General features: G+C 38.9%; 13 protein-coding genes. 7 read left to right on the plus strand and 6 right to left on the minus strand.

Features of this window, described 5'->3' with window-relative positions; genetic code table 11:
* Window position 1: 1 nt before the first annotated feature.
* The gene (locus tag ABJN95_RS07195) at window positions 2-517 is read right to left on the minus strand and encodes a hypothetical protein (RefSeq protein ID WP_348369679.1); all 516 of its coding nucleotides are present in this window, start codon (window positions 515-517) and stop codon (window positions 2-4) included.
* Between the two features lie 223 nt (window positions 518-740).
* On the opposite strand from ABJN95_RS07195, the gene ABJN95_RS07200 reads away from it, so the two are divergent.
* Window positions 741-1502: an exodeoxyribonuclease III gene (locus tag ABJN95_RS07200; protein WP_348369680.1), complete on the plus strand. Its 762-nt coding sequence runs from the start codon at window positions 741-743 to the stop codon at window positions 1500-1502.
* A gap of 172 nt (window positions 1503-1674) precedes the next feature.
* Window positions 1675-2715, plus strand: a complete 1041-nt coding sequence (locus tag ABJN95_RS07205; protein WP_348369681.1) for an aldo/keto reductase — start codon at window positions 1675-1677, stop codon at window positions 2713-2715.
* 105 nt (window positions 2716-2820) lie between these two features.
* Here the strand turns inward: ABJN95_RS07205 and radA are convergent, their stop codons facing one another.
* From radA to panC, 5 genes are all read right to left on the minus strand, one after another.
* Entirely contained in the window at window positions 2821-4182 is a 1362-nt protein-coding gene (radA, locus tag ABJN95_RS07210) for a DNA repair protein RadA (protein ID WP_348369682.1), read from the minus strand.
* 66 nt (window positions 4183-4248) lie between these two features.
* A complete protein-coding gene (locus ABJN95_RS07215; RefSeq protein ID WP_348369683.1) occupies window positions 4249-5391 on the minus strand; it encodes an alpha/beta hydrolase-fold protein in 1143 nt (380 codons plus the stop codon).
* 26 nt (window positions 5392-5417) lie between these two features.
* A complete protein-coding gene (locus ABJN95_RS07220) occupies window positions 5418-6383 on the minus strand; it encodes a lysylphosphatidylglycerol synthase transmembrane domain-containing protein (RefSeq protein WP_348369684.1) in 966 nt (321 codons plus the stop codon).
* Between the two features lies 1 nt (window position 6384).
* The gene (panD, locus tag ABJN95_RS07225) at window positions 6385-6735 is read right to left on the minus strand and encodes an aspartate 1-decarboxylase (RefSeq protein ID WP_348369685.1); all 351 of its coding nucleotides are present in this window, start codon (window positions 6733-6735) and stop codon (window positions 6385-6387) included.
* A gap of 23 nt (window positions 6736-6758) precedes the next feature.
* Window positions 6759-7604, minus strand: coding sequence for a pantoate--beta-alanine ligase (gene panC / locus ABJN95_RS07230; RefSeq protein WP_348369686.1), 846 nt, complete (start codon window positions 7602-7604; stop codon window positions 6759-6761).
* Window positions 7605-7718: 114 nt separating this feature from the next.
* Between panC and ABJN95_RS07235 the strand changes: the two genes are divergently transcribed.
* From ABJN95_RS07235 to atpD, 5 genes are all read left to right on the plus strand, one after another.
* Window positions 7719-8528 carry a glycogen/starch synthase gene (locus ABJN95_RS07235; protein ID WP_348369687.1) on the plus strand — a complete coding sequence of 270 codons (810 nt, stop codon included), beginning with the start codon at window positions 7719-7721 and terminating at the stop codon, window positions 8526-8528.
* Window positions 8529-8533: 5 nt separating this feature from the next.
* Window positions 8534-10387 (plus strand): DUF4270 family protein, encoded by a 1854-nt coding sequence (locus ABJN95_RS07240; protein ID WP_348369688.1) that lies wholly within the window; start codon window positions 8534-8536, stop codon window positions 10385-10387.
* Between the two features lie 159 nt (window positions 10388-10546).
* Window positions 10547-12394: a glutamine--fructose-6-phosphate transaminase (isomerizing) gene (gene glmS, locus ABJN95_RS07245; RefSeq protein WP_348369689.1), complete on the plus strand. Its 1848-nt coding sequence runs from the start codon at window positions 10547-10549 to the stop codon at window positions 12392-12394.
* A gap of 206 nt (window positions 12395-12600) precedes the next feature.
* Complete coding sequence (locus ABJN95_RS07250) at window positions 12601-15354, plus strand: TonB-dependent receptor (RefSeq protein ID WP_348369690.1); 2754 nt, start codon at window positions 12601-12603, stop codon at window positions 15352-15354.
* A gap of 179 nt (window positions 15355-15533) precedes the next feature.
* Window positions 15534-17042, plus strand: coding sequence for a F0F1 ATP synthase subunit beta (atpD, locus tag ABJN95_RS07255; RefSeq protein WP_348369691.1), 1509 nt, complete (start codon window positions 15534-15536; stop codon window positions 17040-17042).
* Window positions 17043-17058: the final 16 nt, after the last annotated feature.

The raw sequence follows: 17058 nt of genomic DNA on the forward strand, positions 1-17058 counted from the left end.
TTTAAAAACGAAATCCGAGTGATAGCCCTGCACGGTACATGAATGCTTCTTGCAATTCTTTCTGATTAACATTTCGCCCCAATCCGAGGTAGACCTCAAAGGTCAGTTTTTGGCCATAGGTTGACCATTTTTTTCCTAATCCCAAGCCAAGGGCAGTTGTACTGTAGTCATTGTTTCGAGCACCGAGATTATCGGTGATATCCGTTTCACCAGTGTAGTAAAGTCCGAATGCTTCTGCAAAAATGCCGCTTTTTGGCTTGTAGCCAAAGTACGCCCTAAGATTGGGTCCGATACCGAAGTTTCCCGTTCTACCCAAGCTGTCACCATTGAAAAATACCGTTCCGCCAATACTGGTATCTGGGGTAAAATAATATTCGTATGAACCTTCAATTGCTGTGGTGGCAAGAAAGCGGCCCATATTGAACCGGAGTTCATGGTCATGATAGCCATCGTTATAGGCTTGGGCGTTTATCCAAGAATAGAAGAATAGGGCACACAGAAGAAATGGTTTTTTCATGGTATACAGTATTACACCATCCTTAAATCAAATCTTGGGCCAAAGTGATACTTCTTGAGTTTCGACAAGCCTTTAAATAAACAAATTTAGTTTTGGAAGATATGCCCTATAATTCTGAAAACCCACTTTACAATTTCGATTATGGAAATTCGAACAAAATTAAAGCAGCGCCTAATTTTTACTTGAACGGTGCATTGTATATTTTCGTAGTAAAATAATCTATATGAAAATAGTGTCCTACAATGTTAACGGTATACGTGCTGCATTGAACAAAGGTTTTATCGAATGGCTTCAATCTGTGAATCCTGATGTAGTGTGTCTGCAAGAAATAAAAGCATTGGAAGAGCAGCTAGATCTTTCTATTTTTGAAAAGGCTGGTTATGCCTATAATTATTGGTTTAGTGCCCAAAAAAAAGGATATAGTGGTGTTGCTATTTTGTCGAGAACCGAACCAGATCATATTGAATTCGGTACGGGAATTGAATCGATGGATTTTGAAGGAAGAAACCTCAGAGCTGATTTTGGAGACCTTTCTATTATGAGCATGTACCTTCCGTCCGGAACGAATTTGGCGCGTTTGGATTTCAAGTTGAACTACATGGCAGAAATTCAAGCGTATTTTAATGATTTGAGAAAGGAAAGACCCAATCTTATAGTGCTAGGTGACTACAATATTTGTCATGAGGCTATTGACATACATGATCCTGTTCGTAACAAAAACGTCTCGGGATTTTTACCAGTCGAGCGCGAATGGATTGGTAATTTAATGAAGAGTGGATTCATTGATAGCTTTCGCCATTTCAACAAAGAACCTGATAATTATACGTGGTGGAGTTACCGTGCCAATGCCAGAAACAATAACAAAGGCTGGAGATTAGATTATGGAATGGTAGCAGAACCCTTAAAAGCACGATTAAAACGGTCAGTAATTTTATCGGAAGCCAAACACAGTGATCATTGCCCAATTTTGGTTGAAGTAGATTAAAATATCTAGAATAATTAAGCCCGGTAATCACGGTTTAAAGAAGTTTTTAGGGTCGTATGAATTTTAAATCTTTTGATAAACAGGCAATTATAAATATAGCTGATATTAGATCGATAACTTCTTAAAAAATGGATAAATTTGCTTGCCCAAACACAGAAATCAAAAAATTTATATGAAGTATACCAACCTACCGCACACCGATATAGAAGTCAGTAAAATATGTTTGGGCACCATGACCTGGGGCAACCAAAACACAGAAGCTGAAGGTCATGAGCAAATGGATTATGCACTTGATAAAGGGGTGAATTTCTTTGATACGGCGGAGTTGTATTCTATTCCAGCACACCCTGATCGCAGATCGAATACAGAAAAAATTATTGGCACTTGGTTTAAGAAGAGTGGAAATCGCGATAAAATTGTTTTAGGCACCAAAATAGCAGGCAAAGCTGAATTTACTAAGTTTATTCGTACTACAGGTTTTAACCGAGAGTCGATAATAGAAGCTGTAGAGGGTAGTTTAAAAAGACTGCAAACCGATTATATCGATTTGTACCAACTGCATTGGCCCGATCGAAATACCAACTATTTTGGGCAAAGAGGCTATACTCATGATGTTTCTGATTATTGGCAAGATAATATCCATCAGCTTTTGGAGACTTTTCGTGACCTGATTCGTGAGGGAAAAATTCGTCAGGTGGGCATTTCAAACGAAAGTCCATGGGGCACTATGCGGTTTCTTGAAGAAAGCAAAGTGCACGCAAGTTTGCCGCGTACGATTACTATTCAAAACCCTTATAGTCTTTTAAATCGCTTGTTCGAAGTTGGCCTGGCTGAAATAGCTATGCGTGAAAAGGTTGGGTTATTAGCGTATTCACCCTTAGGTTTTGGTGTTCTAAGTGGAAAATACTTAGGTGGGCGCATGCCAGATGGTGCACGAATTACCTTGTTCCCAAATTACAAAAGGTACCTAAATCCAACGGCCGTAGCCGCAACACAAAAGTATTACGAACTGGCCCAAGAACATGGAATTTCATTGGCTCAGATGGCCTTGGCTTTTGTGAATAGCAGGCCATTTATTACAAGCAATATTATAGGTGCTACATCAATAAAACAGTTAGAAGAGAATATCAGCAGCATTGAAGTAGAACTTAGTGATGAGGTGTATCAAGCCATAGAAAAGATACACAATGAAATTCCGAATCCGGCACCATAAACAATCTTAAATGTATTTTTTAAAAATCGGTTTTTGGCAGTTGGCACTGATCGTTGCAGTAATTTTGATAATCTTGGTTTTTACCCGGATTATGAGAGACAAGCGTTAGCCGAACAAACCAGTCACCACATCTTCGATTCTGGACGCCAGCTCGATATTGATCTTCGGATTATGGAGACTAATTTTGTTGTTTTTAGATACGTAAATTGTTTTGAAACCCAATTTTTCGGCTTCTAAAATGCGTTGTTCCACACGTTGTACAGGTCTTATTTCACCTGCAAGACCCACTTCGGCAGCAAAACAAACCCCTTTTTCAATTGGAATATCCTCGTTGCTCGAGAGTATTGCCGCAATAACCGCCAAGTCTATAGCCGGGTCATCTACCGAAATACCTCCCGTGATATTTAAGAATACGTCTTTGGCACCTAATTTAAACCCTGCTCTTTTTTCCAATACTGCTAAAAGCATATTTAACCTTTTGGCGTTGTACCCTGTGGTCGATCTTTGAGGAGTTCCGTAGACTGCCGTACTAACTAAGGCTTGTATTTCGATCATCAATGGTCGCATACCTTCAACTGTGGAAGCTATAGCAGTACCGCTTAGCCCTTCATCATTTTTCGAGATTAATATTTCCGAAGGATTATTCACTTGTCTTAATCCACTACCTTGCATTTCATATATACCCAATTCTGCCGTTGAACCAAATCGATTCTTTAAGGCACGTAGAATGCGATATACATAGTTTCGGTCTCCTTCAAATTGCAAAACCGTATCGACCATATGCTCCAGTATTTTAGGGCCTGCAATAGAACCGTCTTTGGTGATATGGCCAATTAGAATGACAGGGGTGTTGGTTTCTTTGGCAAATTTGATGAGTTCTGCTGTACATTCTCGAACCTGTGAGATGCTTCCGGCTGCCGATTCAATATAATCAGAATGCAAGGTTTGTATCGAATCTATGACCACAATATCAGGTTCGGTAGATTCTATTTGCTGAAAGATATTTTGCGTTTTTGTTTCCGTTAAGATAAAACAGGTTTCACTATTCGGATGAATGCGATCGGCCCGCATCTTGATTTGCTTTTGGCTTTCTTCTCCAGACACATACAGTGTTTTATAGGGAAGTTTTAAAGCTATTTGAAGCAGCAAAGTGCTTTTACCAACACCGGGCTCCCCACCCAATAGAACTAATGCACCCGGAACTAATCCTCCACCTAAAACACGGTTGAATTCAAGGTCAAATGTGTTTAGACGCAGTTCTTTTTCAGTACTGATTTCGGTAACTCGGAGTGGTTTTGCAACTTTTCGTTTGCTATTTGAAGTAGGTTTCCAGCTTTGTTTTTCTTCTTTTTGAACAACCTCTTCTACAACGGTGTTCCATTCTTTACAGGCCGAACACTGGCCTACCCATTTGGCATATTGGGTGCCGCAGTTTTGACAAAAAAATGCTGTTTTGGTTTTCGCCATTGCTTCTTTTGAAGTTAGGCGCTAAAGGTAGCAAGAAGTTTGAAAAAGTTTGGACTTTAGCGTTCTTTAAAATCCAAAATCGGCTTTTAAAGCATCAATCTTTTCCAATGCCATTTCTTTGGTCAAGAAGTCAATTTCATCCATGCCGAAGGCTTTTTCAAAAGTTTTAAGCGCTTTTTTAGGTTCGCCTAATTGTTCGTAATATTCACCTTCAAAGTAAAAGCCAAGCATGGTACCTGGAAATTCGCGTTTACACAAATCTGAAAGTGGCTTTAAAGATTCAAAATCATCCTTTTTACGGGTTCCGGCATAGATCGCCATTACATCGTTCAAATCAACCGATTTTGTAAATCCGAAAAGGTCTTCAATACTGTTATATTTGGTCTGTAGATATTGAAATACCGGTTCTTCTGAAGTAAGTATTTGAGTTTTGTACTCTTTTGGACTGATAGGCTTGAACATTCCAAAAATGTTATCAAATGCTTTGCCTATTCCATAAGTAACAATTGAAATATGATCGGCACTTGGATATTCGTCAAAGAAGTAGTGCAACGATTCTTTGTCAATGGCTTTGATGGCTTTATCCATTTCCAGAATTCTAGGGGTGTCACTATTTCTTTCGCCTTCTAGAATCAACTGGTAAAATATTTGTTTTTTAAAGGCCCCCAAACGCGATGGTACTCTAGATTCCATTTCAGGAGCTAAGGTAGGAGAGATGTTTACGTATGCATTGAACAACGAATTTTCCTTAAACAACCAATAGTTTTGAAAATTCGCGCTAATATCATAGCCAACGATCATTTTAAACGGGGCAGTACTGTAGTTGAGATCAAGATAGGGTATGAGTTCCATTCCTAGAAACTCAAAAAACTTCTTTGCTTTTTGATTGGGTAACCCGGTTTCTTCCTCCCAAGCACAATCATCAAGACGAATACTATTCTCACTTTGATTGATGCCTACCACGATCATTTGCGGCAAGCCATGAAACCTACTGTAAATTTTAGAATTAGCTACGACTTGATCAAAAAGATATTCCCCGTCAAGAACTACAATCAGAGGATATTTTTTTTCTGCATCATAGTCTTCTGGAATATAGTATTGTACATCTCTACGTTCTTGAAGCTTAAAAGATTCGAAAATTTCTTGGGTTACTTGCGCCCCTAAATTGAAGCATAAAAAAAATGCGAAAACGGTAATCAAACGTTGCATGGTGTTATTGGCTTTAATAGCTGTTGCTATTGGTTTCGATTCAATAACGGTAATAAGAGAAAAGATATTGCACCAAAAACCACTATCATAAGGGTTTGTGCAATCCACATAATCCACCCAAAAGCATTTCCAGCAACCGCCGAAATACCAAATATTTCTAATGATTTACTTACAAATGCAGGGTAAGCTATAAAACCACCATTTGTAGTGGTCATGGCTATAGCGCCACCTACAAATGCCACCATTAATGGTCCTAGTCCTAAGTGTTCTAACTCAGGAACCGTAAATTTTATGACATAAAACATGGCAACATAGGCAAACCAGATATACAACGTATGAAAAATAAACGACCATTTACGTTCCATCTTAAAAATGCTGGTAATTCCCGAAAGCATATCACTCAAAAAGGTTTTTATTTTTTTTGCGAAAGGCGAAGATGATTTTTTAACGATTTGAATGGCGACAAGCAGCCCTACTACCCCCAATATTAAAATGGCTAAACCGGCATATATTCCAAACCCAGCTTCATTGAGAAAGCCGAGAATTAATTCTGCCTGAAAAATCACAGAAATAAAGATAATCAGCAAGAGCATTATCACATCAATAATACGCTCGGTAACGATGGTGCCAAAGCCTTTTTCAAACGGAACATTTTCGTAAGTGGCCAACTCCGTCGGGCGTAATATTTCGCCAGAACGAGGAATGCCTAAGTTTGCCAAATAGGTCGTAAAAACGATCATAGAATTGTTCAAAATAGAGGGTTTATAACCCATAGGTTCTAAAAGATAATTCCAGCGAATCGCTCTTGAAACATGACTCGAAACCCCGATCAAAATAGACAACCCCATCCAGTACGGGTCAGCTCCTTTAATCTGACTCCAAATCATATTGCGTTGTTCAGAGGTAGTGGAGTGGTACAAATACCATATTAAAAAAACTCCCAATAGAATTGGGAGTAGGATTTTTAATGTTTTCTTGGTCGACTCACCCATATTAGTTGAGCAGATTATTTTCTTCGTTTGGGAAAACCAATGATGGATTAAACGTTTTGGCCTTTTCGATATCCATACGGGCATAGGTAATCAAAATCAAGATATCACCTACGGCAACTCTTCTCGATGCGGCGCCGTTCAATGTAACTTCACCACTTCCGCGCGGACCGGGAATTGCATATGTTTCCAAGCGTTCACCATTGTTATTATTTACAATTTGCACCTTTTCACCTTGTATGATATTGGCAGCGTCCATTAAATCTTCATCAATAGTTATACTACCAATATAGTTCAAGTCCGCACCCGTAACTTTTACGCGGTGTATTTTAGATTTTACAACTTCAATTTGCATGGAACAAAGTTAATTAATTGTGCTTAGTTAAGCGCTATGTTGTCAATTAGTCGTATGCTTTCTGCATAAACTGCAACAAATGCCCTGTACTTTACATCTTTTTGTTTTTTCTGAATGGGCGTAAGTGTATCCACATCAGTAATGGCGATATATTCTAAATCCAAATCAGAATTTTTTTGAAATTCGCCATTTACCCAGTCGATAACTTCTTTAGCACTTTTCGTGCCAAATTTCTTTTTGGCAGTATTAAGCGTTTTGTAAATAAAAGCAGCCTCCTTGCGCATGGTTTTCGAAAGTCTTTCGTTACGAGAACTCATGGCAAGTCCATTAGCTTCCCTGACAATTGGGCAGCCAATAATCTCAACTGAAAGGTTTGCTATGTTCACCAATTTTTTGATGATCTGCAGTTGTTGAAAATCCTTTTCTCCGAAATAAGCTTTCTTAGGTTTTACTAGTTTAAGAAGGGTTTCTACTATGGTGCCTACTCCATTGAAATGATCATCTCGAAACTCGCCTTCCATGACCTTGTCTAATCCTTCAAAATCATATACTTTGGTTTTAGTCTTATCGCCGTAAATCTCTTCAACTGTTGGAGCAAAAACAGAAATGGTATTAGAAACTTCCTTTAAAAGAGCCATATCAGCCTCCAAGGTTTGTGGGTATTTCACTAAATCTTCCTTGTTATTAAATTGGGTGGGGTTAACGAAAATGCTAACGACAACATTTTCATTTTCAGAAATGGCACGTTTTACCAAAGCCATATGGCCCTTGTGTAGGGCTCCCATTGTGGGCACCAAACCTATTCCTCTGGTTTTGTCGAATGAAGAAAGTAGTGACGCCAGCTCTTTTTTGGTTCGTACTAGTACCATATTTTCAATTTAAAAGCCAGCAAACTTACTATAATTACGGCTAATCTACATAATTTTTGTAATTTTGCAGCTGCGCTCATATTTTGAGAGGACACTAAATCAAACACAGCTTTTATGAACGGTAAAAAGATATTATTTGTATCTTCAGAATTAGTACCCTATTTGCCAGAGAATGAAGTTTCCCTAATGTCGTATGAAACCCCTCGTATGGTTAACAGTAAAGGGGGGCAAATACGAATTTTTATGCCGCGATATGGCAATATCAACGAGCGTAGACACCAACTCCACGAAGTTATTCGTTTATCTGGAATGAATTTGATCATTAATGATATGGATATGCCCTTGATTATCAAAGTGGCTTCTATTCCGCGTGAGCGTATTCAAGTCTATTTCATTGATAATGATGAATATTTCAAAAGAAAGTCAACTTTTACTGATGAAAATGGAAGTTTGTATTCTGATAACGATCAACGCGCTATTTTCTTTGCAAAGGGTGTTGTAGAAACGGTAAAAAAGTTGAATTGGTCACCAGACATTATTCATGTTCATGGCTGGTTAGCTTCACTTCTTCCTTTGTATCTCAAAAAGTATTATGCAGATGAACCACTATTTGGAGACAGCAAAATTGTGACTTCAGTATATGGTAAAGCTTTTGAGGGAGAACTTGATAATGATATGATCAAAAAGATAGCGTTTGATGGGGTTGATGAAGCTAGTATTGCTTCCCTGGCAACACCCAACTATAATAATTTGTTAAAAGTTGCTGTAGATTTTTCAGATGCTGTTATTTTAGCCTCGGAAGAAATTCCAGAAGATTTAAAAGACCATATTTCCAACCTAGAAAAACCTGTGTTACCGTACGTTTCTTTGCAAGAATTCGAGGAAGCCTATGCTAATTTTTATGACACCGAAGTTTTAAAATAATCTAAATGAACTTATTGAATCGATTGAAATTTCCTGCTATGGCGGGAATTTTACTTGTTGTGTGCTTGATGTCGTCTTGTGAGCAAGAATTAACGACCATAGGTGAGGGAGTAATTGGAGGGGAACCTTTTACAACAAACAAACAAACGTATAGTGTTTTTGCGTTCAATAAGAAGATAGAAGCTGTACAAACGAATCAACTTCCTATTTATCAGTTGGGAGTTTACAACGATCCTGTGTACGGATTAACAGAAGCCAGTATTACTTCGCAAGTTCAATTAAATGGTTACAACCCGACTTTTGGGGATTTATCAGCTTCCAACGAAATAAGTGATGCTATTAATGAAAACGAAAGAATTGATAGCGTATACCTCTACATTCCCTATCAAAATAATAAACTTGATTCAGATAACGATGGCGTTGTAGATGCCTTGGATGATGAGCCTCTTGACGGCACCAATGATACCGATGAAGACGGTGTGCCAAACAATGAGGAACAAGCCAACAATACAGATCCTAACAACCCTGATACAGATGGAGATGGCATAAATGATGGTGAAGATGATGCTACGCTTGGTGATCGTTTTCCTGAGACATTTGAGTTGGATAGTATTTACTACAACAACGCAAAATTCGATGAAAGTTTAAAAATGAACCCTCCTTATATTGGGCAAGCATTCAATTTTAAAGTTGAACGTTCTACATTCTTTCTCCGAGATTTGGATCCAAATTCGAATTTTCAAGAATCTCAAGAGTATTTCTCGACACAAGAGTTTTCTCCGGCTTTTACTCAAGAGGTTTTTTATGATGGTCCGGTTACCATTAGCAATCAAGAAATATTGTTTGTGGTTGAAGAAGATGACCCCGATACCGAGACGGACGAAGTAGGTACAATTTCCAGCAAATTAGACCCGGGAATATATGTCAAACTTAACGATGTGGCCAATACCTTTTTTCAAGATAATATTTTGAATAAAGAAGGAAGTTCGGAGCTCTTAAGTGCTGCCAATTTCAAAGAATTTTTTAGAGGCTTGCATTTGTCAGCGGGGACTATTAGTAGCGATCTATTGCTGTTTTTAGATATGACTGCGGCGAGATTAGATGTTTACTACACTTACGATGATGTTGTAGATGATGGCACCGAAGAGGCACAGAGTACTATCGCACTTAGCTTATTAACACAAGTAGGGGCAAACCCGATATCTGGTAATGCGGTAAACACTTTCGTAAACGCAGACTATCCAGCGGAAATCACAAATGCGTTGGATTCTGGAGAAAATACCGATAGAATTTATCTCAAAGGAGGGGCTGGTTCTTATGCTGAAATAAAGCTTTTTGATGAAATAGATAGCGAAGCGGAAACCTTAATCAATCAAATCAAAGCCAATAATTGGATTATCAACGAGGCAAATTTGGTATTTCATATCGATACAGATGCCTTACCCTCAACCGCTATCGAGCCGCCTAGATTGTATCTCTATAATGCAGAAACAAATGCTCCATTGTACAATACTACTACGGAAAATAATTTAGCAAATACCCCTTTGGGCGTTTATCTGAATTATGATGGTATTCTTGAAGAATCAGGCGATAGAGGTGTTAAATATTCTATCAAGATTACTGAGTATATAAATAATATAATTGTACGCGATTCTGTTAATGCTACCTTAGGATTGACAATTACACCTGATATACGACTGTCGGGCGCAAACAACACCATGCTCTCTGGCAGCATTGAAAAAGAACTTCCTGCAGCTTCGATTCTGAGTCCCTTAGGAACGGTGCTCTTTGGAAGTAATCTACCTGAAGACGATGAAAACAAGTTGAAATTAGAGATATTCTATACCGAGACAGATTGATCTTGAGCCTTGAGATGCTAGTCTAACACCTAAATTTTCCTGTACGTTATACCAGTTGAAGAAATTTTACGTTCTACACCTATAATCATAGATTACTATTGAAAGTGTGCGTAAATTTGCACTTGAATTAACAATACACCCCAATTAAAACAAAAGCATATGTGCGGAATTGTAGGATATATTGGACACAGAGATGCCTATCCGATAATTGTTAAAGGACTTCAAAGACTTGAATATAGAGGTTATGACAGCGCTGGTGTTGCAATTTTTGATGGCAACGAAATAAATCTGACCAAAACAAAAGGTAAAGTAGACGACCTTAAGAAAAAGGCCAAGAGTTCAATTTCTCTTGAAGGAAACCTCGGTATTGGTCATACACGTTGGGCTACTCATGGTGTTCCTAACGACGTCAATTCTCACCCGCATTACTCTAACTCTGGCAATTTGGTTATCATTCATAATGGAATTATTGAAAATTATGAATCGGTAAAAAAAGAATTAACCAAAAGAGGTTATGTTTTTCATTCTGACACAGATACTGAAGTTCTGGTTAACCTTATAGAGGAAGTTCAAAAAACGGAAGACGTAAAGCTAGGGAAGGCTGTTCAAATAGCATTGAATCAGGTAGTGGGAGCCTATGCGATAGCAGTTTTTGATAAAAGAAAACCAGATGAAATCGTTGTGGCTAAATTGGGTAGTCCGCTGGCGATAGGAGTTGGAGAAAATGAATTCTTCATCGCTTCAGACGCTTCCCCTTTTATCGAATTTACGAATAACGCTGTGTATCTTGAAGATGAGGAAATGGCTATTGTTCGTTTAGGGAAGGAAATTAAATTGCGCAAGATTAAAGATGACGCTATTGCCTATCCTAATATCCTAGAACTTCAAATGAATTTGGAAGAAATAGAAAAGGGGGGATATGATCATTTCATGCTCAAGGAAATCTATGAGCAACCGAGAGCAATTCTAGATACCTATAGAGGAAGATTGCGGGTTGATCAAGGTATAATTAAGATGGCTGGGATTGATCAACATCTTGAAAAATTCAAGAATGCAGACCGTATTATTATTGTAGCATGCGGTACCTCTTGGCATGCCGGTTTGGTAGCCGAATATATCTTTGAAGATTTAGCTCGTATACCTGTTGAGGTTGAATATGCCTCAGAGTTTAGATATCGAAACCCTGTTATTACCAACAAAGACGTTTTAATTGCTATTTCGCAATCAGGTGAAACTGCTGATACCTTAGCTGCGATAAAGTTGGCCAAGGAAAATGGCGCTTTTGTCTTCGGTGTATGTAATGTGGTTGGTTCTTCTATTGCACGTGAAACGCACGCAGGGGCTTATACACATGCAGGGCCCGAAATTGGGGTGGCCTCAACCAAGGCCTTTACCACTCAAATTACGGTATTAACATTAATAGCTCTAAAATTAGCAAAAGAGAAAGGCAAATTTTCAGAATCGAAATTTCATGAATACCTAACCGAATTGGAAACAATTCCAGGAAAGGTGGGGAAGGCATTAGAATCTAACCCTTTGATAGAAATCATTTCGGAAGTCTATAAAGATTCAACGAACTGTCTATATCTGGGAAGAGGATATAATTTTCCAGTCGCTCTAGAAGGTGCCTTAAAGCTAAAAGAAATCAGTTATATTCATGCTGAAGGATATCCAGCAGCAGAAATGAAACATGGGCCTATTGCGCTTATCGATGAGCAAATGCCGGTTTTCGTCATTGCCACCAAAAAGGGACACTACGAAAAAGTGGTGAGCAATATTCAGGAAATAAAATCTCGAAAAGGAAAAATCATCGCCATTGTTACCGAAGGTGATGAGCAGGTTACCGAACTAGCAGACCATGTAATTGAAGTTCCAGAAACCTTAGAAAGCCTAACCCCTTTGTTGACTACCATACCACTTCAATTGCTGTCATATCATATAGCGGTGATGCGAGGATGTAATGTCGATCAACCACGTAATTTAGCAAAATCAGTTACTGTAGAATAGCGATCACAGTTCAAAATAATACAAAGGCCTTGGAGTAATCCAAGGCCTTATTTTTTACCTTTTTTATGAGAATGCCAAATCTTAGGCTAACATTTTGCGAAAAAAGTACTATGCATGCATAATTTTTTTCATTTTATGATTATCGATTTAAAAAAATCGGTATCTTGCCGGTGACTAAGTAACTAACTTAACTTAATAAACACAGAATGAAAAAAATACTGTTTATAGCGTTACTGTTAAGTGGATTTATTGGAATTTCACAAACAACAGTAAACGGAAAAGTTGTTGACCAGAACAACGAACCCATCCCTGGAGCAAATGTAGTTATTGAGGGAAAAGCAATCGGTGCTACAGCTGATTTTGATGGCTTGTTTATACTGGAAACATCTGAAGTACCCCCCTTTCAGTTAAAGATAACCAGCGTTGGGTATTCTGACGCTACTGAAAATGTAACAGAAAACAATCAAACTTTTACGATTGTATTAAATGAGGCGCAGACCTTTTTAGATGAGGTTGTAATTTCGGCTTCAAGAACTCCCGAGCGTATTTTTGAATCCCCAGTATCGGTAGAGCGTTTCGGACTAAAGGAAATTAAAAATACTACCGCAGCCTCCTTCTATGGCGGTTTAGAGAATTTAAAAGGTGTTGATGTAAATACCAATAGTTTAACTTTCCAGTCGATCAACACCAGAGGTTTTGCCACTTTTGCAAATACAAGATTTATGCAATTGGTTGATGGAATGGACAACTCTGCTCCAGGCCTAAACTTCGTTGTTGGTAACTTGGTGGGGATGTCAGAATTAGAGGTGCAAAGTGTTGAAATCTTACCAGGTGCATCTTCTGCACTATACGGAGCAGGGGCTTTCAACGGTATTCTTTTTATGAGAAGCAAGAACCCTTTTGATTACCAAGGTATTAGTGCCTATGTTAAAGGTGGTGTAACTTCACAAGAAGCTGCTGGCACGAACAACTATTATGATGTTGGCGTTCGAGCTGCACACGCATTTAGTGATAAATTTGCGGTGAAGGCAAACCTATCTATTTTAAAAGGAGAGGATTGGCATGCGGTGAATACAACAGATTTGGCAGATCCAACCAGAACGAGACAAGACCCTGCTTATGATGGTCTCAATGTTTATGGTGACGAGGTGAACACAGTACTTAATTTCGATACTCCTCTAAACTTAGCACCCGGGACTCTTGGTTCTGCATTGGTTTCAAGAACTGGTTATGATGAAGTTGATTTGGCAAATTACGAGGCGGAAAGTGTAAAATTTGATGGTTCAATACATTACAAGCCTTTCGCCAATGATTTTGAAATCGTTTACAACGCACGTGTAGGACGCGGTAATACCCTCTACCAAGGAGCCAACCGATATTCATTGAAGAACTTTATTATGCAGCAGCATAAATTGGAGTTTAGAAATGACAACTTTTTCTTAAGAGGATATATCACAACAGAACGTTCTGGAGACTCCTACGACACTCGTTTTGCAGCTATTAACATCAACAGATCTTGGAAATCAGATGTACAGTGGTTTACAGAATACACTGGGGCTTACATCGGAGCAAGACTGGGTCAGTTTACAGGAGGTAATCGATTAGATGATGCTGCTGCACACGCCTTTGCGAGAACACAGGCAGATACTGGAAGATTAATACCGGGTACTCCTGGATATCAGGCAGCTTTTGACAGGGTAACCTCAGATGGAGACTTAAACACCGGAGCAAAATTTATCGATCAAACAAGTTTACGTCATGTTGATGCCAATTACAATTTTAGCCACCTGACCAAAAACTTTGCAGATATCCAAATTGGAGGTTCTTTCAGAGAATATGTACTTGATTCTGACGGCACTATCTTTACAGATATTAACGGTCCAATTACCTATGGTGAGTATGGAGCCTATTTACAAGTGCAAAAGAAAATCATGGACGAACGTTTAAAACTAACCGGTTCGGTGCGTTATGATAAGAATGAATTCTTTGATGGATTCTTCTCTCCACGAATTTCGGCGGTATATACCGCTGGCGAGAACAGAAACCAAAACTTTAGAGCATCTGTTCAGCAAGGGTTTAGAAACCCCACTACCCAAGACTTATTCATTGGTCTAAATGCGGGTCGTGCTATTTTAGTAGGTTCAGCACCGAGTAACTTGGACAAAGATTTAAGAACATTCAATTTGAGCCCTGCGGGAGCTCTTATCACAGGTCAGCAAACGGCCACGGTTGTTGGTAGATCTGCTTATGAGAACGCATATTCACTTAGTTCTGTTAGCGCAGGAGCCCCTACAGCAGTCAATACCGGCTTAGTTAAGCCAGAGGAAATAACGGCTTTTGAAGTGGGATACCGAGCTCAATTTGGTAAGATGGCGATAGATTTAAGCGGGTATTACAATCAATACACTGATTTCATCGCAAACGTAACTACCCTAGTACCGTTTTATGGTCAGGCAGGTGACGGAGCTTTATCACTATTGGCTTTGCAAAATGGAGATTTCCAACCATATCAAACGTACACGAATTCGGAAGCTGATATTGAATCATATGGGGTCATTTTAGGGGTAGATGCGAAGATTTTTGGAAACTTTGATATCGGAGCAAGTTATACCTATGCAGATTTTGAATTTAATCAAGAGGCTTACCCTGACTTTAGAACCCAATTCAATACGCCAAAGCATAAAGTGAAAGCATCTTTTGGTAACACCGAACTCTTTAAAAATGTTGGTTTTAATATCAACTATAGATGGAGTGATGAGTATGAATGGCAAAATACTTTTGCTGATGGCCCTGTACCTTCTTTCAGTGTTTTAGATGCCCAAATAAATTATACCTGTGATAGTCTAAAATCAGTATTTAAATTGGGTGGATCCAACCTACTTGGCGAGGAATATTTCACCGCTGTGGGTACCGGTCTAATAGGATCGATGTACTATTTATCTTGGACGATCAATCCTTAAATAAATTAGAATTTATTCAATTAAAAGGCGGCTTTTTGGGCCGCCTTTTTTTATGCCAAAAAAGAACAGAAAGTAGTTTTCAATTTAAGAGTAATACCATATCTTTGCAGCCTGAAAATCAGCCTTCTTTCGGGTGGTTTTTTACTAAAAAGAAATCTTAATACATAAATACGATAGTAATGTCAAAAGTTACAGGTAAAGTTTCTCAGATTATCGGCCCGGTTGTAGATGTTGAATTTCAGTCTGGTGATGAGCTTCCAAAAATTTATGATTCGCTAGAAATTGCAAATCAAGATGGTTCAAAACTAGTTTTAGAAGTACAGTCGCACGTAGGTGAGAACACGGTAAGAACTATTTCTATGGATTCTACTGACGGTCTTAGCAGAGGAACAGCTGTTGTTGCTACTGGTGCTGCAATTCAAATGCCAGTTGGCGATGATGTTTACGGACGTTTGTTCAATGTAATTGGAGATGCTATTGATGGATTGGGAGATTTGCCAAAAGCAGGTAAAGACGGACTACCAATTCACCGGGATGCTCCAAAATTTGAAGACCTTACTACTACTACAGAAGTACTTTTCACAGGTATCAAAGTAATCGATTTGATCGAACCTTATGCGAAAGGTGGAAAAATTGGTTTATTCGGTGGTGCAGGTGTGGGTAAAACGGTATTGATTCAAGAATTGATTAACAATATCGCCAAAGGTCACGGTGGACTATCAGTATTCGCAGGAGTAGGAGAAAGAACACGTGAAGGAAACGATTTACTTCGCGAAATGTTGGAATCTGGTATTATCAAATACGGAGATGATTTCTTGCATTCTATGGAAGATGGCGGATGGGATTTGTCTAAAGTAGATAAAAAGGCCATGAAAGATTCGAAAGCGACCTTTGTTTTCGGTCAAATGAATGAACCTCCTGGAGCACGTGCACGTGTTGCACTATCAGGATTGACCATAGCAGAATACTTCCGTGATGGTGCAGGTGAAGGACAAGGTAAAGATGTTCTTTTCTTCGTAGATAATATTTTCCGTTTTACGCAAGCGGGTTCAGAGGTTTCGGCACTTTTAGGTCGTATGCCATCTGCGGTAGGGTACCAACCAACTTTGGCAACAGAGATGGGCGCAATGCAAGAGCGCATAACGTCTACAAAAAGAGGTTCGATTACATCAGTACAGGCGGTTTACGTACCTGCGGATGATTTAACCGATCCAGCGCCGGCAACAACCTTTGCTCACTTAGATGCAACTACAGTACTGTCGCGTAAGATTGCAGAGTTAGGTATTTATCCTGCAGTGGATCCTTTAGATTCTACTTCCAGAATCTTAACGGCTGAGATTTTAGGAAAGGAGCACTATGATTGTGCGCAACGTGTAAAGGAGTTATTACAACGTTATAAAGAACTTCAAGATATTATTGCTATCCTGGGCATGGAAGAATTGTCAGAAGAAGATAAGCTTGCCGTAGGTAGAGCAAGACGTGTGCAACGTTTCTTGTCGCAACCTTTCCATGTAGCAGAGCAATTTACGGGTATACCTGGGGTATTGGTAGATATCAAAGAAACTATCAAAGGGTTCAATATGATTATGGATGGAGAGCTTGATAACCTTCCAGAATCTGCTTTCAACCTAAAAGGAACCATAGAGGAGGCGATCGAGGCTGGAGAGAAAATGTTGGCTGAGGCGTAGCCGTAGTCAATGCTGA

Origin of the sequence: Maribacter sp. (assembly GCF_039974175.1) — a bacterium.
Lineage (GTDB): Bacteria > Bacteroidota > Bacteroidia > Flavobacteriales > Flavobacteriaceae > Maribacter_C.

Coding starts and splice junctions, on each gene's coding strand:
- ABJN95_RS07195 (WP_348369679.1), bottom strand. CDS start 517: ATGAAAAAACCATTTCTTCTGTGTGCCCTATTCTTCTATTCTTGGATA.
- ABJN95_RS07200 (WP_348369680.1), top strand. CDS start 741: ATGAAAATAGTGTCCTACAATGTTAACGGTATACGTGCTGCATTGAAC.
- ABJN95_RS07205 (WP_348369681.1), top strand. CDS start 1,675: ATGAAGTATACCAACCTACCGCACACCGATATAGAAGTCAGTAAAATA.
- radA (WP_348369682.1), bottom strand. CDS start 4,182: ATGGCGAAAACCAAAACAGCATTTTTTTGTCAAAACTGCGGCACCCAA.
- ABJN95_RS07215 (WP_348369683.1), bottom strand. CDS start 5,391: ATGCAACGTTTGATTACCGTTTTCGCATTTTTTTTATGCTTCAATTTA.
- ABJN95_RS07220 (WP_348369684.1), bottom strand. CDS start 6,383: ATGGGTGAGTCGACCAAGAAAACATTAAAAATCCTACTCCCAATTCTA.
- panD (WP_348369685.1), bottom strand. CDS start 6,735: ATGCAAATTGAAGTTGTAAAATCTAAAATACACCGCGTAAAAGTTACG.
- panC (WP_348369686.1), bottom strand. CDS start 7,604: ATGGTACTAGTACGAACCAAAAAAGAGCTGGCGTCACTACTTTCTTCA.
- ABJN95_RS07235 (WP_348369687.1), top strand. CDS start 7,719: ATGAACGGTAAAAAGATATTATTTGTATCTTCAGAATTAGTACCCTAT.
- ABJN95_RS07240 (WP_348369688.1), top strand. CDS start 8,534: ATGAACTTATTGAATCGATTGAAATTTCCTGCTATGGCGGGAATTTTA.
- glmS (WP_348369689.1), top strand. CDS start 10,547: ATGTGCGGAATTGTAGGATATATTGGACACAGAGATGCCTATCCGATA.
- ABJN95_RS07250 (WP_348369690.1), top strand. CDS start 12,601: ATGAAAAAAATACTGTTTATAGCGTTACTGTTAAGTGGATTTATTGGA.
- atpD (WP_348369691.1), top strand. CDS start 15,534: ATGTCAAAAGTTACAGGTAAAGTTTCTCAGATTATCGGCCCGGTTGTA.